This is a genomic window from Rodentibacter caecimuris (assembly GCF_001019715.1).
GTDB lineage: Bacteria > Pseudomonadota > Gammaproteobacteria > Enterobacterales > Pasteurellaceae > Rodentibacter > Rodentibacter caecimuris.
Window position 1 is genome coordinate 2,612,789 of the sequence record NZ_BBXJ01000001.1, and the last position, 25,540, is coordinate 2,638,328.

The window sequence follows — 25,540 nt, forward strand, 5'->3', positions numbered from 1 at the left end:
AACACTATTATGGAAATGTTTAAATCTTTGGTGGCAATTGTGGGTATTTTTGCCACCATTTATTTTTTGATTAAAAAAGCGGAAACAAGAACCGTATTAATCGGTATTGGCTTATTGATGTCGGTTGTTACGCTAAACCCAATGGGCGCACTTGATGCCTTTGCAAAGAGTATGACATCCGGCGGGTTGATTATGGCGATCTGTTCCAGTATGGGGTTTGCCTACGTAATGAAATACACTCAATGCGATACGCATTTGGTACATTTGCTGACGAAACCGTTAAGCGGCTTAAAATTTTTCTTAATTCCTATCGCCACTATTATTACTTTCTTTATTAATATTGCGATCCCTTCTGCTGCCGGTTGTGCGGCGGCGGTGGGCGCGACATTAATCCCTGTATTAAAAAGTGCCGGAGTTCGCCCTGCCACTGCGGGTGCCGCCATTTTAGCCGGAACCTTTGGTTCGATGATGAGTCCGGGTTCTTCCCACTCTGCCATGATTAGCGAAATGTCCGGTTTAACCATCACCCAAGTGAACCTTTCCCATGCGCCTTACAATATGATTGCAGGGGCGATAGGTGCGATTGTATTGACGATTTTAGCCCTTGTTTTTAAAGATTATGGCGAAGAACATCGCCAAGCCTATCTTGCCGAACAAAAAGAAAGTGAAACCAACAAGGTACAAGGCGTAAATGTGCTATATGCGATTGCGCCGTTATTACCGTTAATTATTTTGGTTGTTGGCGGAACTTCTTTACAACAAATTCCGGGGCTTGAATGGACAAAAATGGGTGTACCGCAAGCCATGCTGATCGGTGCTATTTACGGCATTATCGTTACCCGTATTTCACCAGTTAAAATCACGGAAGAGTTTTTTAACGGAATGGGCAATTCTTACGCCAATGTACTCGGCATTATTATTGCCGCAAGCGTATTTGTCGCGGGATTAAAATCAACCGGTGCAGTCGATGCGGCTATCGCTTTCTTAAAAGAATCCAATGAATTTGTCCGTTGGGGAGCGACTATCGGGCCGTTTTTAATGGGATTAATCACCGGTTCCGGCGATGCCGCTGCCATTGCCTTTAATAGTGCGGTCACACCACATGCGGTGGATCTGGGCTATACCCATGTGAATCTTGGTATGGCTGCTGCGATTGCCGGGGCATTAGGTCGTACCGCCTCACCGATTGCAGGCGTTACCATTGTTTGTGCAGGTCTTGCTATGGTAAGTCCGGTTGAAATGGTGAAGCGTACTGCACCCGGGATGGTGCTTGCCGTCTTATTCTTGGCATTATTTATGTTATAACCTCTCAAATTTCACCGCACGACACACAAAGTGCGGTGTTTTTTCATTAAGTTTTTAAGGAGAAAAAAATGAACTTAGATTTATCCCAACTCACTCATTGGCGTCGTGAATTTCATCGCTTTCCTGAAACCGGCTGGAGCGAATTTTGGACAACGGCACGTATTGCGGATTATTTAGAAAGCCTTGGCTGTTTTGATATTTTAATGGGTAAACAAATTATTAACCCTGATTTTGTTCGTGGACGGAAACAAGCCGTGGTGGATAATGGATTAGTGAAAGCAAAAGCCTATGGTATGAATGAAAAATGGCTCGATAAAATGCAGGGATATACTGGCTGTGTCGCAGTATTTGATTCCGGTAAACCGGGTAAAACCGTTGCTTTACGTTTTGATATTGATTGTGTGAATGTCACAGAAACGGGCGATCCGAACCATATCCCGAATAAAGAAGGGTTTGCTTCGGTCAATGAGGGCTTTATGCATTCTTGCGGGCATGACGGACATATTACTATTGGTTTGGGAACGGCATTATGGATTGCACAAAACCGCGATAAACTGACCGGTAAAGTAAAAATTGTTTTCCAACCGGCAGAAGAAGGAACGCGTGGTGCCGCTGCGATTGCAGCCAGTGGAGTGATTGATGATGCGGATTATTTTGCGAGTTCCCACATCAGTTTTTGTGCAAATTCCGGCACGGTTATTGCTAACCCTAGAAATTTTCTTTCTACCACAAAAATCGATATTCGCTATCATGGAAAACCGGCACACGCCGGCGCCGCGCCTCATTTAGGGTGTAACGCACTACTTGCTGCGGCACATGCCGTTACCCAACTACATGGGATCGCTCGTCACGGTGAAGGAATGAGCCGTATTAATGTGGGCGTATTAAAAGCGGGAGAAGGTCGTAATGTGATTTCAACAAAAGCCGAATTACAACTTGAAGTCCGTGGTGAAAATAAAAAAATCAATGACTATATGACCGAGCAAGTGATGCAAATTGCCAAGGGGATTTCTATCGGCTTTGCTGTGGCTTACGAAACGGAAATTGTGGGTGAAGCTGTCGATATGAATAATGATACGGAGTTGGTACGGTTAGTAGAAGAGATTGCCTTGCAGCAACCTCAAATTCATAGTATTGATGATTATGCCTTCAATGCCAGTGAAGATGCCACGGTGTTAGGCAGACGCGTGCAGGATCACGGTGGAAAATCCATTTATTTTATCCTTGGTGCCGATCGTACCGCCGGTCATCACGAAGCCGAATTTGATTTCGATGAAAATCAATTGATTACAGGCGTGAATATTTATAGCGGATTATTACAGCGGTTATTAGGGTAATAGCCTGTTTTCTAGGGCGGTCTATACCGCCTTGCTTTGCAAAAATATTCTCAAAATTGACCGCACTTTCTTTCAAAACCGGGTTATTTTTCTTAGAATGTTGTTATTTTTCACTCCTATAATAAGGATTTTCGTATGATAAACAGACGTCATTTTATTCAAATCGGTGCAACCAGTATCCTTGCATTAAGTGCAAGCCGCTTTACGATGGCAAAAGGCAAGCCTGATATCGATTTACGTATTGTGGCAACCACAGATATTCACAGTTTTTTAACGGATTTTGACTACTACAAGGATGCCTCAACGGATAAATTCGGCTTTACCCGTGCGGCGAGTTTAATTCGTCAGGCTAAAGCCGAAGTAAAAAATGCGGTATTAGTGGATAACGGGGACTTAATTCAAGGCAATCCTATTGCCGATTATCAAGCGGCGCAGGGTTATAAAGAAGGCAAAGCAAATCCGGCAATAGAATGTTTAAATGCCATGAATTATGATGTAGGTACACTTGGCAATCACGAGTTTAACTATGGTTTGGATTATTTGGCGGATGCGATGAAACAGGCAAAATTCCCGATTATCAATGCAAACGTCGTAAAAGCAGGGAGCGATGAGCCGTATTTTACTCCTTACGTGATTCAAGAAAAATCCGTTCAGGATAACCAAGGTAAAACCCATAAATTGAAAATCGGTTATATCGGCTTTGTACCGCCACAAATTATGGTATGGGATAAGGCAAATTTGCAGGGCAAGGTGGAGGCACGCGACATTGTCAAAACCGCACAAAAATATGTGCCTGAAATGAAGAAAAAAGGGGCGGATATTGTGATTGCGTTGGCGCACACAGGCCCATCGGACGGACCCTATAAAGAAGGGGCGGAAAATTCTGCATTCTACTTAGCGGATGTGCCGCACATTGATGCGGTGATTTTTGGTCATTCACACCGTTTATTCCCGAATAAAGAGTTTGCCAAATCACCTCACGCCGACATTGTAAAAGGTACGGTAAAAGGCGTGCCGGAAAGTATGGCAGGTTATTGGGCGAATAATATCAGCGTAGTAGATTTAGGTTTAACCGAACATCAAGGGAAATGGATTGTTACGGAAGGACAGGCAGCCCTTCGCCCTATTTTTGATGCGGAAAACAAAAAAGCCCTCACAGAAAATGATCCGGAATTGACCGCACTTTTACAGCCGGTTCACGAAGCGACCCGCAAATTTGTGTCGCAACCGATTGGTAAAGCGACCGACAATATGTACAGCTACTTAGCCTTGGTGCAAGATGATCCGACTATTCAAATTGTGAACCAAGCCCAACAAGCCTATGTAGAAAAAGTCGCACCAAGTGTGGCGGCAATGGCTGGCTTGCCGATTTTAAGTGCGGGAGCGCCATTTAAAGCAGGTGGACGTAAAAACGATCCGACCGGCTACACGGAAGTGAACAAAGGTGAATTGACATTCCGCAATGCCGCGGATCTCTATCTTTATCCAAACACCCTTGTGGTAGTGAAAGTAACGGGTGAACAGCTCAAAGAATGGCTTGAATGTAGCGCAGGAATGTTTAATCAAATCGATCCAGCCACGGATAAACCGCAATCATTGATTAACTGGGAAGGTTTCCGTACCTATAATTTTGATGTGATTGATGGCGTGAATTATGAATTCGATATCACCAAACCTGCTCGTTATGATGGCGAATGTAAGCTCATTAATCCGGACTCACACCGTGTGGTAAACCTGACTTATCAAGGTAAACCGGTTGATCCGAAAGCGGAGTTTTTAATCGCTACCAACAATTATCGGGCTTACAGTAATAAATTCCCCGGCACAGGCGATCAGCATATTGTGTATGCCTCACCGGATGAAAACCGTCAAATTCTTGTGGATTATATTAAGGCAACCAGTGAGAAAGACGGCGCGGTCAATCCAAGTGCGGATAAAAACTGGCGTTTTGTTCCTATCTCGGGCAATGATAAATTAGACGTTCGTTTTGAAACTTCACCGACAGAACAAGCGGCACAATTTATCCAAGAAAAAGCACAGTATGCGATAAAGCGGATTGGCATTGATGAAGTTGGTTTTGCGGTGTATCAGATTGATTTGTCGAAGTGATGGAAATAAGGTGGGTGGGTAACCCACCTTTTTATGTAATGACTATAAGAGCAGTCAATTTTTTTTGAATTTTCAAATTCCCGCAAACCATCTATACCATTTTTCTTTCACTTTGTTTGGATAGTTTGTTTTTAAGAAGTGATAAAATTGGGTGAAATTGTCATTAAAAATCATGTCTTTTGGGATAAATTGATAATGGCGTTGCCCGTTTGGTGTGTGAATACGCATATACCAATATTTTCGGTTATTTACTGTCACACTCATTTTTTCTAATGCAATTAAATCATCAAATTGATAATGATGAATTAGTTGGCTGGCGCGGAAAATAAAAATGCCTTTGGAATTAAAATAATAACGCTCCGCACTAAACACTTTCCCACAGCTAAAAGGAATGAGTTTTTCGCCTTCAAATTCTTTGTTATTTCGGGTTTGTATAAACCGAATAGCAGGGATAATCGTGAAGATTGAAAAAATACCTAATACGATGATAATAATGAGAATATCCATGAGTTTTGGGAAAATAATTGAAATGCGAGAATTATAGCAAATTTGAGTTGTTTATTTTTTGAATTCTTGTATGCGGAGTTTGCATTTTATAGTTGGGTACAAAATAAAGACCGAGAATACGTTGTGACAAAAAGGAAAATAACGGTAAGTTTTTCCAAAGAAAGTTGACGATGAAATATTTATAGTAATAAGATGTCGTTATCAGTAGTAAATTTTTCTTTATGTATAAGGGGTTAATTATGAAAAGGGTATTTTATTTCTCACCAATAGTGTTTCTTGTAAGTACGAATGTATTTTCTGCTTCTACCGATTATTTAAACGTTAATACAACGGATGCAACATTTCCAACAATTGGGGCTACGGCAAACCATTCTATTGCATTAGGCCCTCAATCCTCCATTGACAAAAATAATGCTTATGACTCAGCGTCTAGAAGTAAAAAAGGAAGATATAGTGGCGTATATAGTATCGCTGAAGGATATAAGGCAACGGTATATGGTTCGCAAAGTATTGCTTATGGTCATGAAGCCATTGCGAATGGTTGGTTAAGTTATGCGATAGGTAGTCGTGCCAATGCCGAGGGGGATGGGAATATCGCCTTGGGAGGCAGTGCGAAATCTTTAGCGGGTTCTTATTATGGATATCCGAGTAGTGGTGGTGCCATTGCGGTTGGTTTAGAAAGCCATACTATCGGCAATGGTGCTATCGCTATGGGGAATAAAGCGCAAGCAAGCGGTGTGAAATCCATTGCGATAGGTAACGATGCGAGAACGTTGGATATTACGAATACTGATGGTGCGGCAAATATTGATCAAAATTTAAAAAATAATATTAAAAATACCGTAGACACTTTACGGAAACAAAATTCTCCGGTTGGTATGGAGGCTGAACTTGTAGGGTTATCGGATGAAGCGACTTCAACGATAGCCATTGGTGATGAATCTCGAGCTATTGGTTGGGGATCAACGGCGTTAGGAACCAAAGCTTATGCCTTAAATGACCGTGCAACGACATTGGGTGATGATTCTAAAACGTTAGGTTATGCGGGGACAAGTGTTGGTACGCATGCTTATTCTTTTGGAAAAGGAGCCTCCGCATTAGGGACTTGGGCGGAAGCGTTAGGGGATTATTCTACTTCTGCAGGTCCTTCATCCTCTGCGGCAGGAGATAACTCTATTGCAATGGGTAATGGTGCGGCTGCAAGCGGTTTAAATGCGATTGCGATTGGAAGTATGACGACCGATACGAAGGCTTGGTATACCACTGGTGGGGGTAAACAAGTTCATCGTTCCGAACATGAAGTATGGAATGCGGTAGGCGATCACTCTATTGCCCTAGGAACGGACTCCCAAGCGACAAAAGACAACGCCATTGCGATGGGTAAAGAAGCCTTTGCCGATCATGATCGTTCAGTGGCATTAGGTGATCAATCCGCCACAGAGAATGCAAAAGATACCTCACAAGGCACGGTGAACGGTATTACTTATGGTAATTTCGCAGGCTCCACATCAGTCGGTACAGTATCGGTGGGGAATTCAAAACTCGGCGAAACACGCCAAATTAAAAATGTTTCTGCCGGTGATATTTCCCCAACCTCAACGGATGCAATTAATGGTTCACAACTTTATTTTATTGCCAACAAGCTAACGGAAGAAATGAAAAATAGTCAACCTAAGCCGATACCGGTTCCTCCAACAGTGAATGTTGATACAGGAGATATCTCGGTTAATGATAATGGGATTGTAGTGGCTGATTCGACAAAGGGTAACTTAGCTAGCGTCACTGATGTGGCAAATGCAGTTAACAATAGCAGTTTTAACATCACAACAGGAAGTGAGGATGGTGGAAAAGCTATTAATGTGACGATTGAAAAAGTGAAAGCGGGTAATACGGTTACCTATAAAGCCGGTAAAAATATGGTAGTAAAACAAGACGGTCAAAATATTACCTATTCAACAACGGATAAACCAATTTTTGATGTGGTTAATGCCAATGAATTTAAGGCTGGTGATGTCGTGGTGAATAATCAAGGTATTAACGCCGGTAATAAAAAAATCACTAATGTTGCAGAAGGGACAAGGGATAGTGATGCGGTTAATTATGCTCAACTTAGAAAAACCAATAACCAAGTTCGTCAATTGGAAAATAAATTGAATCGGGTAGATCGTAAATTGCGTGGTGGTATTGCTCAAGCGGGGGCAATGGCTAATATTCCACAGGTAACTAGAAATGGTGCGAGTGGTGTTGGGGTTGGTGTAGCAAGTTATCGTGATGAGAATGCAATTTCTGTTGGTTATTCCCTTATGTCTGATAACGGTAAACATATTATCAAAACCAGTGTCGGGTTAGATACCCGAGGATATAATATGGTTGGTGCAGGCTATATGTATCAGTGGTAATTTGAATTTCCCTTTATTTAAATGAAAAAACCGTATTTAAAATGTGCGGTTTTTTTAATGAATTTAAAATAACTAAATTTTACGGCATTATGTAGTAAATATTGGATGATTCTGTACTCCCTGCTTTACAAGATGATAAGGGCGTTTGTAGGTGGCAGGCTCATTATTCTCATTGGGAATAGCCCGTGGTGTGATTTCATAGACATTATAGGCTCTTAACCTCACCACCCTTTTCCCATTTATCCAGCTAAATTCCGGCACTTCCGAATGCACAGTTTTCGGATATTGTTCATGCCAAAAAACAATTTTTATAGGCAAACTTTTTCCGTTTTGCTCTACTAAACTTGGAGGAAAGACGAATCTTCCTTGTTCATCTGCTTGTAATGGTAATTCACTTACCTGATATGGGTTTTATATTTGGGGAGAAGATAGGCTGATTCAGTTGTACTGTGTAGTTTCTACCTGTAACTATGGGTTGCTCTGGGATAAATTCTGGTTGTTAATTTTAAAAGAACAAAAAATCAACCATACTTATAAAGTGCGGTTGATAAATTGATTAGTTTATATCAACAGAATCAGCTTTGATTCACATGTTGATGTCTTTTTTTCCTTTGTAGTTGATTAAATACCACTTAATCCCTTCATTATCTAACTCATCTTTGATAATCTTCACTCTATCTCCTTTAACTAAATACATGTTCGTTTTTTTCCATTTTCATCATACAGATAGCTTTTCTTAATAAGCATATAAAAACATTCATTTTTTTACTTAAATAAAAATAATCACATGATTTATCTCTAATCTTCTCTTTTGTTTCTACATATCTTATACTTTCTTTCACAGGATGTACTGTTCTTTCGTCTGTATGATAATAATTTTGCTCTTGTTCTCCTTAACCATTAAAATTAGCTTTAAAACAAAAAACGCTCCTTCTCTAGAAATTTTATCTAATGAATAAATCCTATCAGATAGTATATTTTCTCTCTAAACAATACTTTATTTCTTGTTTTATGAGTCACTAAAAATCGTTTTCAGAATTAACCAGTAATTCAATATTTTCATTTTTTATCTGATATTTAACTTTAACATCCGAAAAAGCTAAAGAAGCTAGGCTAAAACAAAACTATTTTTTATTTTTATATAATTCATATTTCATAATCTACTTTAATAATCTTCTATATTTAATTCTTTCATCAAATCCATTTGCAACACCATTAACAAGCCAACTAATAGTATTTCCCCAATCATTGTCAGCCAAGATATTTAGATTCAAAACACCGAATGTCTCTTTTGAATTGCCATAAGACACTATGATTTAGCACAATTAGTTTTTTCTGTTTTAATACGCTCGTTAATACTTTTAGGAGCACTATTAGGGTATTTCCACAATCCCGGTTTATTACTAGAAAGAATCACTCCTTTCTTCCAAAACCATCCTCCTGATTCAAAGGAATAAGCTATATTTGTTGCAACAATAATAGGATTTTTAACAATACAAGAATCTCCAATATCATCACCAAAATTTTTATAACTTTTTTATGTGTTAAATGTATAAATCCTCTTCTTCTATAAGGATCGTACTTGACAGTATAAGAGCTAGTACACTCTTGCATTGATTGGAAAAAATGGGTTTCATGGTACGCTTGAGCAAGAAAATGCAGGAATCCAGAGCTTAGTCGGTTAAGAACACCTTTTATAAGTTTTTCTACTATATTTTTAAATTCTTCAACAGTAAAATCCCTATAACAAAAACACCCGTCCCCATTCATCACAATAAATCTCCTAGCCTTCCAGTCCTACTACATGGGCGACCTGTGTGCCCCGAATAATCGGTCGGGGCGTGAGGGCTACGCCAAGGTTTATGATGGGGAAATCAGAAACAGCTTGTTTTCATAACGGTTACCTTCTTCACCGGCTTCCTCCTCCATGACACCGGTTTGATAGCCTTGATGTTCCACCTGCACGACTAACCAATCTTGGTTAAACGCCAAGGTAAAACCACAACCCAGTATCACCCGCATATCATCCCCTGTGGCTTGAGCGGTTTCAGATAAGGCAAGGGCTGACTCTAAACGATAACGACTGAAAGGACGGCCTTGTTCATCTGTCGCCAAGCATTCAATAAAGGTCAAATCCGTTTCCCGATATTGCACACAGTATTCGCGTTCCCAATCCGACGGCAAAGGCTCAAAGGCCAAATTATCCACCCGATTTTTTTGCAGCAACGTGCGGATGATTTTTTCACTGTTTTGATGTTGAAAAATACGGCTGTCCGATTGCAATTCTGCCCGCACCAACGCAGGCTCGACCACCATCTGATAAGAGGTGCGCACAAAACCGCTTTTCCCCAAACCGAAGCCCGTGACAATCCCATTGACATAGCGAACTGTTTTATCCCCCTTCCAGAACGTAAACGTGGCCGCTTTATCCATCAATACCGAAAACGGAATATGGGGGCAAAACCAGATAACATCAGCTCTAAACGAAAGGGCTCGGAAAGCCCTTCAGTTAACTGAAAACTCACCACATCAAAAGGGTATTTATCACCTTCAGGGTGTAACGATAGTCGGATTGGGTTGCCATGGTTATTCCTTAATTTGAGGTTTCAAACCCGGTTAGTATAACTGAATTTGTTGTAAGTTAATCGTTGAATGATAAAGACCCAAAGGGCTGAAGTCGATTTTTATTAAATTTTGCAAAATTTTCAAGTGTCAGAGAAATTTGTTTAATTTTAATAATAGACTTAAAAGGAGATAAAAAAACAACCGCACTTTGACAAAGTGCGGTCAATAATTTCATTATTTTTCTTTTGGTAATCTAATCAGGGCAAAAAAGAATCCGCCCCAAATCACGCCAAGGGCAATGATCATCATAATAATTGCGCTAGAACTCATTTTATTCTCCTTTTGGTTCCATCGTTAATTGGGTTTCATTTTTCCATTTCAAGCGAGAAAGGATAAATGCGACTAAGAGCAAGCTAATTGCCATGCCCCAACCAAAAATATTAACAAACCAAGTTGGGTAGCCTTCATAACCTTCGGAGAATACTTTTGCACCTTCACTGAATAACATAAAGGCAAGAATACCGGTGGTAAGTACGATACATAAGCGCCAGAAGAAACCGACTTTAAAAGAGGAGGTTTCGTTTAGGTGATCGCCCAGTAAGCCGAGTTTTTCGTTTGCTACAATAGCAACCAGAGAAACAAACGCCACGGCAACGATACCAAAATAGTTGACGAATTTATCAAACACGTCAAGCATTGGTAAGCCGGTTGTGGTACCGAATAAAATCACGGAAACGAACATCATCGGGATACCGACAATAAAGGTTACTTTGGCACGGCGAATGCGCAGCTTGTCTTGAATGGCTGAGATGATTACCTCAATCACCGAAATAAAGGACGTTAATGCCGCAAAAGTCAGTGAACCGAAGAATAATACGCCTAGCACTTCACCAAAAGGGGCTTTGTTGATAATGGTTGGGAACGCAAAGAATGCTAAACCAATACCGCCTTTTGCGACTTCACTGACTTCTTGACCTTGTGCGGTAGCGATAAACCCTAATGCAGCAAAAACGCCGATACCGGCTAACACTTCAAAGCTACTATTGGCAAAACCAACAACTAAACCGCTGCCCGTGAGATCCGATTCTTTTTTCAGGTAGGAGGCGTAAGTCACCATAATCCCGAAACAGATGGAAAGGGAGAAGAAAATTTGACCATAAGCCGCAATCCACACACTTGGGTTGGAAAGTTTTGACCAATCCGGTGTGAAAAGTGCATTCAACCCTTTTTCCGCACCCGGTAAAAAGAGGGAATAGACCACTAAGGCGACAAACATCACCACGAGAACGGGCATTAAGATCGATGAAGATTTTGCAATTCCTTTTTGAATTCCCATAGAAAGTACAGCCAATGCAATCACCCAGACGGCAATTAACGGGCCGGTTACCATACCAACAAATTCAAAACTGACTCCGTTAGTAATATCGCCCATTTTTAGAAATTCACCGATGAAGAAATCAATAGGTTTATCACCCCATGCACCGTTGAAGGAAAAATAGGTATAGCTTGCCGCCCAACCTAATACCACGGCGTAATATAAGCCGATAATAACGTTCACCATCACTTGCCACCAACCGAATACTTCAAAGTGCGGGCTGAAACGGCGATAAGATAAAGGGGCACCGCCGCGATGGCGATGTCCGATGGCATAATCTAAGAATAAAAGTGGAATGCCTGCCGTTAATAAGGCAATAAGATAAGGAATAATAAATGCACCACCGCCATTTTCATAGGTGGTGTAAGGAAAACGCCAAATATTGCCTAGACCGACGGCTGAGCCAATCGCGGCAAGAATAAATGCTTTACGACCGGAGAAGGTCTCTCGCTTTGGAGTGGATTGCACCATGAATAAATAGTTCCTATTGAAAAAAAGTGAAAGAGTTTAACTATAATGAAATCTTTAACCTAGTCAATAAAATTGATGAAAGATCAGTCAGAAAAACGCTATTTTCTTATTTCTAACGACACTTTGTTGCCTGATTACTAACGTAAATATGAGGTATCAAATAGGAATTTATTAATCATTGTATGAGATTTGGTGTTTGCACTATACTAATAACACATTACAAGTTAAGTAAAAGGATACCTATGGCAACCCAATCCAACTACCGCTACACCCTTGATTCCGGCGATAAATACCCTTTTGATGTAGTGAGTTTTCAGTTAACCGAAGGGCTTTCCGAGCCCTTTCGTTTAGAGCTGAGGTTATCCAGTTTTGACCCGAATATTCCTTTTTCGGCACTGATGGATAAACCGGTCACTTTCACCTTTTGGCAGGGGGATAAAGCGGTACGTTATGTGAACGGGATTGTCACGGGATTCGGGTTGGGTAAAACGGGCTTTGTGCGCACGCATTATAATATGGTAGTCGAGCCGGCATTAGTGCGGGCGGGGTTGCAGTCGGACAGCCGTATTTTCCAACATCAAAACAGCGAAAAAATCATCCGCACGTTGTTGCAAAAAAATTGGGTGGAAAAAGTCACCTTTGAACCGTTACCGTCGGATTGGGAACGGGAATATTGCGTACAATATCGGGAAACGGATGTCGCCTTCATTGAACGCTTGGCGGCGGAAGAAGGTTGGTATTATTATTTCAAACATGATGCCGACAGCCACGAATTATGTTTTGCCCATCAAAGTCGGTCTTCGCCGATTTTAGGCACCTTGACCTATAACGCCAACCCGGCAGGCGAGCGCCCTTTTGCCAGTCTTTGGCAGTTTGAATACCGCCACAGACTGACCACAAACCGGCAAACTTTACGTGATTACACCTTCTTAAATCCTAACTACAACCTAGAACATCAACATACCGCCCAACCTGCTGCCTCAAGGGATTCTTCCTCACCTCAATCGCCTAAAAGTGCGGTCAATTCGCCGAGTGTTTATGAACACTACGATTACCCCGGCCGATACAAACGGGATGAACAAGGCAACCCCTTTAGCCGTTATCGGCTGGAAGCCGAACTGGCGCAGTCAGAAACGGCACAGGCCACGGGAGATGATATGCGCGTCATCCCCGGTTATGGTTTTCGCCTCGAAGGACACCACTCAGCGGCATTCAACCAAGAATGGTTAGTAGTACGTGTCGAACATAGGGGAAGCCAAATCGGTGTGTTAGAGGAAGAAGCGATAGAACGGGCAACGGTTGAAGACGAACCCTCAAAAAGTGGCAACCATTACGAAAACACCCTATTCCTCATCCCTCATCACAAACCTTGGCGCAGCCCGCCAAAACCCCGCCCGATTATTCGTGGCACCCAAGTGGCGCATGTGGTCGGCCCTGAAGGCGAAGAAATCTACTGTGACGAATGGGGACGGGTTAAACTACACTTCCCGTGGGACAGACGGAGCAACGGAGACGAACACAGCTCTTGCTGGATACGGGTGATTCAAGGCTGGGCGGGTGCGCAATACGGTAATATGATGATACCGCGAATCGGCGATGAAGTGCTGGTCAAATACCTCAACGGCGACCCCGACCAACCGATAGTGGTGGGGCGCACCTATCACAGCACCACCGAACCGCCCTATAAACTACCGGAACATAAAACCCGCACCACAATAAAATCCAAAAGTCACAAAGGTAACGGCTTTAACGAACTGCGTTTTGAAGACGAAAACGGACAAGAAGAGATTTTTATCCACGCCGAAAAAGACCTCAACCACCTCGTCAAACACGACGAAACCACCCAAATCGGGCATAACCGCACCGAACAAGTGAACCGAAATGAAACCGTCCACATCGGCAACAACCGCACGGAAAGCGTCAATCAAGACGAAGCCTTAACCGTCAACCGAGACCAAACCAACCACATCGGACGCAACCGCCTCACCAAAGTGGAACAAGATGACCTCCTTAACATCAATAACAACCGTTATGTCAATGTACATGGCGACACCATCATCCACGTCGGCAATGAACTCAACATCGACATCGCGCAAAACGGCAGTTGGCAGGCGGGCGAACTGTTTGAGCAAATCTGCGAGCAATTTGATTTAGAGGGTTACGAAACCGTAGAAATCAGCGGCCCGGGCGGTTCGATAGTCATCAACCGCAAGGGAATTGAGCTGATTGGGAATGTGTATATTGAGGGAGAATTGATTGAGGAGAATGGCGAAGCTGACGTGGTGAGCCCGTTTGAAACTACTATCAATGAAGGAAAACCTTTCACTTTTACCGGATTACGTATTTCATAGGAGACGGAGAGTCAATGATGTCAAATCAAAGAGAATATAAAAATACATCGAAGGTACAGGAAACGGAGAAATCGGCAGCTAAAGCGGAAAGCCCGATGTTACCGAATGTCGCTTATCCGCTGAAAGCGAAGAATAACACAAACGTTTCACAACAATATTTTAATCAACTTGCCGGTGACGAAAGCGCCCGTTTTTTATTTAACAATAGCGGGTTATGGCATCAAGGGATTCATTTACGCGCCTCCAAATTTCCGAGTAGTGAATTTGAAAACGATAAAATTTGTGCCATTGCCGATGGTAAATTAATTGCGTATAAGGTGGATAGCGAATATAAAAGAGATACCGAATCGGGTTCGCAAAGTGCGGTCTATTCGACGGGATTTTTTCTGTTAAAACACGAGGTAGCTTACCCTCAGGATAATATTCTGACGTTTTATTCGCTTTACCGCCATACGGCAAAAATTAATGATTATGACGTATTGGGAGAAGAAATCCTTGCACAAACGAAATCGGCAGATAAGCATCCTGTGTTGATAAGGGAGGGGAGTCGGGTGATCGCCCGCTTGGCAGACGGATTAACCTTGCTAATACAAAAATATCGGGATAATAAAAGCAAGTTTGATGAAGTGGTTTGGTACCAAGATAGTAACGGTGCTGAGCATAAACCGCCTAAAGGCAAACAGTGGGGAATTTTTCATCGTTCTTATGAAACCTTGATAGACCGCCCGTTAAAAGGCATTCCTCTTCTTACTCGTTGGCATATTGAGACGAAAACCGATATTGAAGTTAAGTTAGATAGACCAATAGACATCAAAGCCGGTGAAATACTTGGCTTGACGGGTGAATATAATCAGATGGGCGAAAGCGGCGAAAAGCTGTTGCATCTTGAAGTGTTTACCTATGATGACATTGACCAATTTAAAGCTAAAGCGGAAGTGGCGTATAAACAAGAGAAAGAAAAGAAAGGCATTAAAGACAACTTCCTGTATGTTCCTCGCGGCAGCCGGCTTTACAGCATAATGAACGATGAGGCGTTTGAACTGGAACAAACTCAAGTTGAAATTATGGTTCCCCTTGCCGATGTGGAAAAGCAAAGCGTAAAAGATAAACAAAATCCGAAACAAACAAAAACCTATTACAATGTGCAGCCTTACCTTTCTCAGCAAGTGGAGCACAGCAAAGATAAGGATTCGGGGATTTATGTGGATGATAGTTACCTGACCCATGGTTTGCTTTTTCCGGGGGTGAATAGTTATCAAGACCAAACGGATGAAATCAGTCTTTTTAAATATAAGATAGCGGATTACCTTGACCCGGAAAGCCCGCATTCAATGGAAGAAAAAGAGACATTGGCACCCGTGTTTAAAGATATATTGAAAGAGCTTGATTTGGCTAAAGAGGAGCAAGGCAGTCGGTTTGAGGCGGGAAAACTAAAAGGTTTGCTACTCAATCCTGCGGAACAACGACGTTTAACGGGAATTATTGTTCAGCATAAAAGTGAATGGGCAAGGAGCCAATCAACCAAATTTAATGAGCTTATTGCGTTGGCACGAAAATTGAATGACAACGACGCAGCGGATAGAATTCAAAAACGGGTAAATGATTTGGGGATTGATTTGAAGGCGGCGGGATTTGATAGTGAGCGGAAGGCGTATTATATGCATCCGTTGGGGGTGATTGGGTGGTTGAGCATACAGAAAGACTGCATGCCACTACAAGAAGCTAAAGAAATTGCTTTAATTATTTCAGGCGCATATGAAGGGAAAGGTGGATTTGCTAGTCTATCTGGTAATTTTGATCGTATGGGGATGTCATGGGGTATTGTTCAGTTTAATTTCGGACAAAATACCTTAGGTCCGCTTTTGATTGATATGAGAAGTAAAAATAGTTCTCTATTTAATGGGTGTTTTTCTAATGATGAAGATTTATCTAGTTTAAATAAAGCTCTAAGTAAGGGGGTTAATGAACAGATGAATTGGGCTATAAATATGCAAAATAAATATAATTCCAGATGGAAGAATATTTTTAATAAATTAGCTGAAATAAGAGAATTTCAGGAGATACAGATTGAGCACGCAGGTAAATATATTAAAGCAGCTATACATATTATCCATTGGATGAGAGGAGTCCATCCTTCTGTTATGGAAAAAATAGAATTTAAAACTTTTGCAGCCTTGGTGGACTTAGCTATTCAGCAAGGCAGTATTGATAAGGTTAAGGATATTATAAAATCCAAGAGCTTAATTTCCCCTCCTGATACACAGTATGCCTTTACTAAATTGGTGGTAGAGGAAAGAGGAAGTACTGCATCAGCTAGATGGAGGGCTGATTGTATAAGTAGAAGATTAGGTATCTTAAATAAAAAAGCGACAACTTATTCCCATAGTGGATATGTAGCAAAAAGAGATAATAGTAAGTTTTCTTTAATTAAAGAGGTATATATATGCAAGTTATAATATTTCTTATTCTTTTGTTTGCTTGGAATAGTGCTGTATACGCTCATGAGTGTGATGAAGATTATTCAAAAATAGAGATGAGCATAAATAATAATGATATAACGTGGTGTAAAAGTAGGTTCTCAATGCAAGATAACTACTTTTTCTTAAAAACAAATATCTTAACTTATAAGATAGAAAATTCATCATTTGTTACAAGTGTAGACGATTATTATTCTAGCTTGAATAATAATTCAGAATTATTCTGTTCTAAGAAAAAAGTTACTTCTCTTAATGAAAATGAAACTTTATTTTTTACTTTATATCCAAGTGGAAATAATGAAGCTCCATATTGTTATTCTTTGGATTTGCGTTATTTTGATGGAAAAATACATCTTGCTAAATATAATTCTGATGTCAAGGTTAGTATATTAGATCTCAAATCATTAGGTGTTATAAATAAAGATAAGCAATATCTTTATAGCTCCCCCAATAATATAACTAAGATGTATTTGGTAAAAGGTGATAAGGTGAATATATTAGAAGAAAAGAATGAAAAAGGTAGTGTTTGGTACTTTATCAACTATAAAGGAAAGAAAGAAATCAATATGTGGATAAAAGCCGATTCAGTTGATTTAAATGAATAACTATATAGACCGCACTTTTATAAAGTGCGGTTATTTTTTTGTTCTTTTAAAACCAATATTGAGGTTAAACCGGATAATTCAATAGCTTTCTTTAGCATTACTAACATTCTTCCCTGTCCCTATTAAGTGCTTTTTATCAGGGTTATGCCCATAGCCCATGCATATGCCCCTAATAGAGTATTATATGCTTCACTATTCTTAAATTGATAAATACCAGAAATACTTGCATGTTCTTTAATCTTTTTGAACTTTGATAGACATCAAAGCCGGTGAAGTACTTGGCTTGATGGGTGAATATAATCAGATGGGCGAAAGCGGCGAAAAGCTGTTGCATCTTGAAGTGTTTACCTATGATGACATTGACCAATTTAAAGCTAAAGCAGAAGTGGCGTATAAACAAGAGAAAGAAAAGAAAGGCATTAAAGACAACTTCCTGTATGTTCCTCGCGGCAGCCGGCTTTACAGCATAATGAACGATGAGGCGTTTGAACTGGAACAAACTCAAGTTGAAATTATGGTTCCCCTTGCCGATGTGGAAAAGCAAAGCGTAAAAGATAAACAAAATCCGAAACAAACAAAAACCTATTACAATGTGCAGCCTTACCTTTCTCAGCAAGTGGAGCACAGCAAAGATAAGGATTCGGGGATTTATGTGGATGATAGTTACCTGACCCATGGTTTGCTTTTTCCGGGGGTGAATAGTTATCAAGACCAAACGGATGAAATCAGTCTTTTTAAATATAAGATAGCGGATTACCTTGACCCGGAAAGCCCGCATTCAATGGAAGAAAAAGAGACATTGGCACCCGTGTTTAAAGATATATTGAAAGAGCTTGATTTGGCTAAAGAGGAGCAAGGCAGTCGGTTTGAGGCGGGAAAACTAAAAGGTTTGCTACTCAATCCTGCGGAACAACGACGTTTAACGGGAATTATTGTTCAGCATAAAAGTGAATGGGCAAGGAGCCAATCAACCAAATTTAATGAGCTTATTGCGTTGGCACGAAAATTGAATGACAACGACGCAGCGGATAGAATTCAAAAACGGGTAAATGATTTGGGGATTGATTTGAAGGCGGCGGGATTTGATAGTGAGCGGAAGGCGTATTATATGCATCCGTTGGGGGTGATTGGGTGGCTTGCAGCTTCAGTAGGTGATTTTGATTGGTTTGAAACACCGTTGGTGAAGTTGATTTTATCTAAAGAATCTAAAGGCTCTTTTAATGCTTATAATATAACTGGTTGGGATGAAAAAGGCAGAAATAGAGTTTATGAAAGTCATTTTGAACCAACAAAACAATATCACTTGGAAAAAATGACAATTTCAGAAATTCGGGAAGCTCAAAGCACATATATAGGTTTAAACAAAAAACACTTATTTGCAGTAGGAGTTTTTCAAATGATACCTGATACTTTATTTGGAAAATTGCCAACAGATAAATCTTTTATGAAATGGGTAAATAATTATCGTAAAGTTGATGAGTCCAAGCAGCTATTTGATAAAAACTTTCAACAACTCACTCCGTTATATTTTTGGGAAGAAAAGAAATCCAAAATTTCTCAATATTTTAAAGGTCATGAAACAGCTATAAATGCGGCATATGCTGTATCTCAGGAATGGGCTTCTGCAGGGGTACCAAAAGGTCTCTCTATAATGAAGAAAAAAGGACAAAATAAAGCTAAGATTTCAGATGGAAACATCAGTTTTTATGATAGTGATGGATTAAATAAAGCACACTATTCTGCAGATAAAACAATCGAGGCTTTAGAAGCGACAAAAAAAAATGATTGAAGCAGCAGGTGGGTATGATTCTGTAAGGAATGATACACTATCTATACTCAAGAAATAGAGGTAATTACTATGATTAGATTATTTGTTTTTTTTCTTATTTTATTTTCTTCATTTACTAGTGCTTCTTGCTTTACAAAGAAGGAGTATAATGAATTAATATTAAAATCATTGCCTGATAGTAATGATGACTATTATGATAAGTATCCTTATGGGATAATTCAAAATATGGCAAATTGTAATATACATAGTGAATTGTCCAATTTAGTATGTAATGATCTTAAATTAAAAAAATCTTTACTATTACTATCAATAGGTGAAATTTACGCTTATGAAAATGCAACACATACTCCAGTAAAAGATTATTCTACTTATAATAATGATTTTAGAGATTGGTTAAATAATTTAATAAAAGAAGAAAAAAACAAAGATGTTGCTCTGCGTAAGCTGTGTTATATCATAAAAACTAGACTTTCTGATGACTTTGGCGGTGATTTTCACTATAACCCTAAAATTCATGAAGTAATATCAAGTAAAATGAATCAGAATGGTATTATAGTTAACACTTTAGATACTGTTATTTATTTGGGAAATTCTTGTGATGCTATTATTGGTACCTCAAAAGAAAAAGGAGTATGGTATAATGATGGAGATCAATTTGTAGTTGCTCTATCGAATAAGGATGGAGAATTTAAAGAGAAATACAGATTTAACCATGATGATAAAGTTGCAAAGTTAAATTGTATGAGACCACAATAATATTATTCTTAATAATTAACCGCACTTTTTATAAAGTGCGGTTGTTTTTTGTTCTTTTAAAACCAATATTGAGGTTAAGCCGGATTAATCTGATAGACATCAAGGCCAAGGAAGAATTGAGATGGGCTTAATGGGGGTATCAAAGTGAATGGGCAAAGAACCAATCGACTAAATTTATATCACTTAGCCGTAAAAGCAGGTGTCCCCTTTAAGAAAAACATACATGATGAATATCCGGATATTCCCGAGCCGAATATTCCGGATAGTACAGATGATTTTGTGGATTCGGAAGCTATGCTTATACAAAATATGCGATCTTTGGGATGGTCGCAAGAATTGCAAGATTATTGTATGACCGCAACACGAAACCTGACGGAATTACATGATTTCTTGAATGAAGGCGAAAAGAAAACAAATGGCGGGCTAGGCACATTACGTGCGGATCGAAATATGCCGCATTTAAAGATTATGGCAAAATATGCCCACCATTCCGCCGGTATTTTTAAAGATGAGGTTTATCTCCCTGCACCTTTAGGTTTTAAGCATCGTTTGTATAACAAGACTGTAGAAGATATTGCTAAATCGCCGATAAATAGAGATACCCGCACAAAAATCCCAAAACGGAATGTGTTTGATAACGATCCTACAAAAGCGGTAATAAAAAACGATTAATAATGATAGGATTATCTTCCTTATAAGTTAGGGCATCAGCACAATGTTCAGGCTAACTGATCATCGCGCTTTCAAAAAGAGCGGTCATTTTTACGGAATTTTTCGTTAAAAAATAGGTCTATGAAACGGTTTTTCTCACAAACTAAAGGAACAATTTATGGATTTTAATCAAATTTTAAATCAAGTCGTCAATATCGCTAAAAACTCAGCGAGTAATTTACAAACCGGTAATCCGACATTGGATAACATCACCAAAGTAGGCGGCGGTGCTGCAATTACAGGGATTTTATCAATGATTTTAGGGCGCTCCGGCGGAGCGAGTTTAGCCAAGTTGGGCTCTTTAGCAGTATTGGGGAACCTGGCTTATCAGGCATATCAAAACTACCAAAAATCTCAACAAGTGCAACCTGTGATGTCTGCCAATGAATTTGACGTATTAAATTCGACTTCTCAACAAGAGGCGAGCGCGTTGATTTTACGCACAATGATTGCGGCGGCAGCGGCAGACGGTGAAATTACGGAAGAAGAAAAGCAAACCATTGCGAATGAAATTGGCGATAATGCAGAATTAGCGCAATGGCTTGAGCAAGAAATGCAAAATCCGATTAGTGTGAATGAAATCGCCCGTCAAGTGGGGAATGACACCGCATTGGCGGCAAATGTGTATCTTGCGGCACGTTTGGTTAGCAAAGATTTATCCCGTAAAGAAATCATTTTCCTTGCGAACCTTGCTGAAGCATTAGGTTTAGATGAGGCATTGGTCGAGCAATTAGAAAAGCAAGCCGGTTTTTAACCGAACTTTTTATCTTTTTAAAAAGCACGACAAGAAAAATTTGTCGTGCTTTTTTTGTTTTTTTCTCTTTTCGGCTCTACCAATGTGACAAAATTTCGCTACAATGAAAACCTTATCAAAAAAACAACAATAAACATAGGATGCAAACACGATGACAGGCGCACAACTCATCATGGCGTGCTTGAAGGCGCACCATGTTACTACTCTTTTCGGTTATCCCGGTGGCGCAATCATGCCCACTTATGATGCTCTTTATGATGCCGGACTCGATCATCTTCTTTGTCGTAATGAACAAGGTGCAGCAATGGCTGCCATTGGTTATGCACGTTCTACGGGGAAAGTGGGCGTATGTATTGCCACTTCCGGCCCCGGCGCAACGAACTTAGTAACCGGACTTGGCGATGCCATGATGGATTCCGTTCCCGTGGTGGCTATCACCGGTCAAGTGGCTTCCCCCTTAATCGGCACTGATGCTTTCCAAGAGGCAGATGTTCTTGGGCTTTCTCTTGCTTGTACAAAACACAGTTTTATTGTGCAAAGTGCGGATGAATTAGCGGATGTTTTCGCACAAGCCTTTGAAATTGCACAGAGTGGTCGTCCCGGCCCGGTATTAATTGATGTGCCACGCGATATTCAAGTCGGCGAAGTGCCCGAGCATATCAAGGCTTATGTCAAAACTCCCGCAAAACCGACCGCACTTTCCAATGAAAATCTTGCGCAGGCGAAAGCACTCTTAGCCGCCGCCAAAAAACCGGTACTTTATGTGGGGGGCGGCGTAGGTATGGCAAAAGCCGTACCGGCATTGCGTGATTTTTTAGCACAAACCAATATGCCGTCAGTTTCTACCTTGAAAGGATTGGGCACGATTCATCCTGAAAATGATGTTTATATGGGAATGATCGGTATGCACGGTACAAAGGCAGCCAATTTTGCGGTGCAAGATTGCGATTTATTGCTCGTTTGCGGTGCCCGTTTTGATGATCGTGTGACGGGAAAACTCGATACTTTCGCTCCTCATGCCAAAGTGATTCATTGCGATATTGATGGGGCTGAAATTCATAAACTGCGCCATGCGGATGTGGCGTTACAAGGGGATTTAATTCAAGCTTTGAATGCGTTAAAACAGCCTCTTGATATCGAGACTTGGCGGGCACAGGTTCGTGAACTCAAAGCAAAATTGGATTTTACTTATGTGGATAATGCGGGTGATCGCTCGATTGATCCTTGGGCGTTACTTAACACCCTATCCAAGCGTAAACCGCAAAATGCTGTTGTTTGTACCGATGTCGGCCAGCACCAAATGTGGTCGGCGCAACATATGCAACATTTTGCACCGGAAAATTACCTCACTTCCGCCGGTTTCGGCACGATGGGATTTGGTTTACCGGCAGCGGTGGGAGCAAAAAAAGCCCGTCCGCAAGACGAGGTGATTTTAGTCACCGGTGACGGTTCCTTAATGATGAATATTCAAGAGTTAGGCAGCATTAAACGTGGCAATTTAGCGGTGAAAATTTTACTGTTGGATAACCAACGCTTAGGTATGGTGCGCCAATGGCAAGATTTATTTTGGAAAAGACGCCGTAGCGAAACGATTTTGGAAGACAACCCTGATTTTGTGATGCTTGCCAATGCCTTTGGCATTCCGGCCGAGCGCATTGAGCGCGCCGAGGAAGTGGATGCCGCGCTCACAAGATTGCTTGAAAGCGACACTGCTTATTTATTGCAAGTGTGTATTCCGCCCGATGATTGTGTGTGGCCTTTAGTGCCGCCGGGCGCCTGTAATGCGGATATGGTGGAGGAAATGTAATATGAACAACTATCAAATTGAATTGAACGCTCGCCATCGCCCTGAGGTATTGGAACGCATTTTGCGTGTGATACGCCACCGTGGTTTTACCGTTACCACTCTGCAAATGGAATTAATTGAGGATAAAGTGCGGTTAAAAATTACCGTAAAATCCGACCGCTCTTTGAATTTGTTGGTGAATCAGTTGGTGAAGTTGCCGGATGTAATCGATATTAAATAAATGAATACGTGCGTGGATTGTTCTAATCCTCACACCCTACGAAGAATTTAAACGAACTTAAAAAATTGACTTGGAGAGATTATTTATGCCAAAACTACGTTCGGCGACCAGTACACAAGGTCGTAATATGGCAGGCGCACGTGCTTTGTGGCGTGCAACGGGAATGAAAGAAAATGACTTTGGAAAACCCATTATTGCGGTGGTGAATTCTTTTACCCAGTTTGTGCCGGGGCATGTACATTTAAAAGATTTGGGTCAACTTGTTGCAAAAGAAATTGAAAAAGCGGGCGGTGTCGCAAAAGAATTTAATACGATTGCGGTGGACGACGGAATTGCCATGGGGCATGGTGGAATGTTGTATTCTTTGCCTTCCCGTGATCTGATTGCGGATTCTGTGGAGTATATGGTCAATGCCCATTGTGTTGATGCGATGGTGTGTATTTCCAACTGTGACAAAATTACACCGGGAATGTTAATGGCGGCAATGCGTTTAAATATTCCGACTATTTTTGTTTCCGGCGGCCCAATGGAAGCGGGTAAAACTAAACTTTCTGACCAACTTATTCGGTTAGATTTAGTGGATGCGATGATTGAGGCGGCGGATCCAAAAGTGTCTGATGAACGTATTGATGTCATTGAGCGTAGTGCCTGTCCGACTTGCGGTTCTTGCTCCGGTATGTTTACCGCCAATTCTATGAATTGCTTAACGGAAGCCCTTGGCTTAAGTTTGCCGGGTAACGGTTCGATGCTGGCTACCCATGCCGATCGTAAAGAATTATTCTTGAAAGCCGGTCGTCAGATTGTGGAATTGTGCAAACGCTACTATGAACAAGATGACGAAAGTGTGTTGCCGCGTTCAATCGGTACGTTTGAAGCCTTTGAGAATGCCATGAGTTTAGATATCGCTATGGGCGGCTCAAGCAATACGGTTTTACACTTATTAGCCGCCGCACAGGAAGCCGGTGTGGATTTTAAAATGGCGGATATTGATCGCTTATCCCGTGTGGTGCCTTGCTTAAGTAAAATTGCACCGAATACCAATAAATACCACATGGAAGATGTTCATCGTGCAGGGGGCATTATGGGCTTATTGGGCGAACTCGATCGGGCGGGATTAATCCATAAAAATACTCAGACAGTCTTGGGAATGAGCATGGGCGAACAGCTTGATCAATACGATATTATCCGTAACCAAGATGAAGCATTGTACAAATTCTTCCGTGCAGGGCCGGCCGGTATTCGTACAACAGAGGCGTTTTCGCAAGATTGTCGTTGGGATACGGTGGATGATGATCGCGTAAACGGCTGTATTCGCAATAAAGAAAATGCGATTTCCCAAGAAGGGGGATTAGCCGTGTTATTCGGGAACCTTGCCGAAGACGGTTGTATTGTGAAAACCGCAGGGGTGGATGAATCCATTTGGACATTTAGTGGTTCAGCTATTGTATTTGAAAGCCAAGAAGATGCCGTTGCAGGGATTTTGGGTGGAAAAGTGAAAGAAGGCAGCGTGGTTGTGATTCGCTATGAGGGGCCGAAAGGCGGGCCGGGTATGCAAGAAATGTTGTATCCGACCAGCTATTTAAAATCTATGGGCTTGGGTAAAAAATGTGCCTTATTAACTGACGGGCGTTTTTCCGGCGGCACATCAGGACTTTCAATCGGCCACGCCTCACCAGAAGCCGCATCAGGCGGCGCAATTGGTTTAGTGCGTGATGGCGATATTATCAATATTGATATTCCAAATCGTGCCATTAATCTTCAAATTAGTGATGAAGAACTCGCAGCCCGCCGTGCGGAACAAGACGAAAAAGGTTGGGTTCCGGCAAATCGCCAACGTGAGGTCTCTTTCGCCTTGAAAGTATTCGGGCATTTCGCTACCTCTGCGGATAAAGGCGCGGTGCGGGATAAAACCCTGTTAAAATAAAATCGTAGGGTGGGTGGATTGATGACATCCACCTCCCTCCTTTATGCGTGAACTTAGGTTCACACACCCGATAAAGTG

Annotated in this window: 19 protein-coding genes; 14 read left to right on the forward strand and 5 right to left on the reverse strand. The window is 41.1% G+C overall.

Annotation, left to right across the window (positions count from 1 at the left end; translation table 11 throughout):
- The first annotated feature begins 9 nt into the window (after positions 1-9).
- The 3 genes from dcuC to cpdB all read left to right on the forward strand — a co-directional run bounded on the left by dcuC (position 10) and on the right by cpdB (position 4,751).
- Positions 10-1,305 (forward strand): C4-dicarboxylate transporter DcuC, encoded by a 1,296-nt coding sequence (dcuC, locus tag PNEUHYL_RS12775; RefSeq protein ID WP_059368735.1) that lies wholly within the window; start codon positions 10-12, stop codon positions 1,303-1,305.
- Between the two features lie 68 nt (positions 1,306-1,373).
- Positions 1,374-2,642 (forward strand): M20 family metallo-hydrolase, encoded by a 1,269-nt coding sequence (locus tag PNEUHYL_RS12780; protein WP_059368736.1) that lies wholly within the window; start codon positions 1,374-1,376, stop codon positions 2,640-2,642.
- A gap of 135 nt (positions 2,643-2,777) precedes the next feature.
- On the forward strand, positions 2,778-4,751 hold the full coding sequence (cpdB, locus tag PNEUHYL_RS12785; protein WP_059368737.1) for a 2',3'-cyclic-nucleotide 2'-phosphodiesterase: 1,974 nt from the start codon (positions 2,778-2,780) through the stop codon (positions 4,749-4,751).
- Positions 4,752-4,823: 72 nt separating this feature from the next.
- Here cpdB and PNEUHYL_RS12790 read toward each other — a convergent pair whose 3' ends face one another.
- A complete protein-coding gene (locus tag PNEUHYL_RS12790; protein WP_059368738.1) occupies positions 4,824-5,258 on the reverse strand; it encodes a hypothetical protein in 435 nt (144 codons plus the stop codon).
- A gap of 239 nt (positions 5,259-5,497) precedes the next feature.
- On the opposite strand from PNEUHYL_RS12790, the gene PNEUHYL_RS12795 reads away from it, so the two are divergent.
- The gene (locus PNEUHYL_RS12795; RefSeq protein ID WP_059368739.1) at positions 5,498-7,657 is read left to right on the forward strand and encodes a YadA family autotransporter adhesin; all 2,160 of its coding nucleotides are present in this window, start codon (positions 5,498-5,500) and stop codon (positions 7,655-7,657) included.
- Positions 7,658-9,517: 1,860 nt separating this feature from the next.
- On the opposite strand, the gene PNEUHYL_RS12810 is transcribed toward PNEUHYL_RS12795, so the two are convergent.
- The 4 genes from PNEUHYL_RS12810 to PNEUHYL_RS12820 all read right to left on the reverse strand — a co-directional run bounded on the left by PNEUHYL_RS12810 (position 9,518) and on the right by PNEUHYL_RS12820 (position 12,068).
- On the reverse strand, positions 9,518-10,090 hold the full coding sequence (locus PNEUHYL_RS12810; RefSeq protein WP_059368740.1) for a contractile injection system protein, VgrG/Pvc8 family: 573 nt from the start codon (positions 10,088-10,090) through the stop codon (positions 9,518-9,520).
- 208 nt (positions 10,091-10,298) lie between these two features.
- On the reverse strand, positions 10,299-10,457 hold the full coding sequence (locus PNEUHYL_RS13515) for a hypothetical protein (RefSeq protein ID WP_164703645.1): 159 nt from the start codon (positions 10,455-10,457) through the stop codon (positions 10,299-10,301).
- A complete protein-coding gene (locus PNEUHYL_RS12815; protein WP_018356165.1) occupies positions 10,457-10,552 on the reverse strand; it encodes a methionine/alanine import family NSS transporter small subunit in 96 nt (31 codons plus the stop codon). Before PNEUHYL_RS12815 ends, PNEUHYL_RS13515 begins: the two co-directional genes overlap by 1 nt.
- Position 10,553: 1 nt before the next feature.
- Positions 10,554-12,068 carry a sodium-dependent transporter gene (locus tag PNEUHYL_RS12820; protein ID WP_059368741.1) on the reverse strand — a complete coding sequence of 505 codons (1,515 nt, stop codon included), beginning with the start codon at positions 12,066-12,068 and terminating at the stop codon, positions 10,554-10,556.
- A 242-nt stretch (positions 12,069-12,310) separates the two neighbouring features.
- Between PNEUHYL_RS12820 and PNEUHYL_RS12825 the strand changes: the two genes are divergently transcribed.
- The 10 genes from PNEUHYL_RS12825 to ilvD all read left to right on the forward strand — a co-directional run bounded on the left by PNEUHYL_RS12825 (position 12,311) and on the right by ilvD (position 25,462).
- Complete coding sequence (locus PNEUHYL_RS12825) at positions 12,311-14,419, forward strand: type VI secretion system Vgr family protein (protein WP_078061255.1); 2,109 nt, start codon at positions 12,311-12,313, stop codon at positions 14,417-14,419.
- A gap of 14 nt (positions 14,420-14,433) precedes the next feature.
- Positions 14,434-16,875 (forward strand): hypothetical protein, encoded by a 2,442-nt coding sequence (locus tag PNEUHYL_RS13835; protein WP_059368742.1) that lies wholly within the window; start codon positions 14,434-14,436, stop codon positions 16,873-16,875.
- Positions 16,863-17,501 carry a GW dipeptide domain-containing protein gene (locus tag PNEUHYL_RS13840; protein WP_069029759.1) on the forward strand — a complete coding sequence of 213 codons (639 nt, stop codon included), beginning with the start codon at positions 16,863-16,865 and terminating at the stop codon, positions 17,499-17,501. The genes PNEUHYL_RS13835 and PNEUHYL_RS13840 overlap by 13 nt, the downstream gene beginning before the upstream one ends.
- Before the next feature lie 286 nt (positions 17,502-17,787).
- Positions 17,788-19,290, forward strand: coding sequence for a hypothetical protein (locus PNEUHYL_RS13845; RefSeq protein ID WP_255204602.1), 1,503 nt, complete (start codon positions 17,788-17,790; stop codon positions 19,288-19,290).
- 69 nt (positions 19,291-19,359) lie between these two features.
- Complete coding sequence (locus tag PNEUHYL_RS12850) at positions 19,360-20,046, forward strand: hypothetical protein (protein WP_059368743.1); 687 nt, start codon at positions 19,360-19,362, stop codon at positions 20,044-20,046.
- Positions 20,047-20,190: 144 nt separating this feature from the next.
- Positions 20,191-20,718, forward strand: a complete 528-nt coding sequence (locus PNEUHYL_RS12855) for a hypothetical protein (RefSeq protein WP_059368744.1) — start codon at positions 20,191-20,193, stop codon at positions 20,716-20,718.
- A gap of 157 nt (positions 20,719-20,875) precedes the next feature.
- On the forward strand, positions 20,876-21,511 hold the full coding sequence (locus PNEUHYL_RS12860; protein WP_059368745.1) for a tellurite resistance TerB family protein: 636 nt from the start codon (positions 20,876-20,878) through the stop codon (positions 21,509-21,511).
- 151 nt (positions 21,512-21,662) lie between these two features.
- Complete coding sequence (gene ilvG, locus PNEUHYL_RS12865) at positions 21,663-23,318, forward strand: acetolactate synthase 2 catalytic subunit (RefSeq protein WP_059368746.1); 1,656 nt, start codon at positions 21,663-21,665, stop codon at positions 23,316-23,318.
- A gap of 1 nt (position 23,319) precedes the next feature.
- Entirely contained in the window at positions 23,320-23,538 is a 219-nt protein-coding gene (gene ilvM / locus PNEUHYL_RS12870) for an acetolactate synthase 2 small subunit (RefSeq protein WP_059368747.1), read from the forward strand.
- Between the two features lie 85 nt (positions 23,539-23,623).
- Positions 23,624-25,462 (forward strand): dihydroxy-acid dehydratase, encoded by a 1,839-nt coding sequence (gene ilvD / locus PNEUHYL_RS12875; RefSeq protein WP_059368748.1) that lies wholly within the window; start codon positions 23,624-23,626, stop codon positions 25,460-25,462.
- Positions 25,463-25,540: the final 78 nt, after the last annotated feature.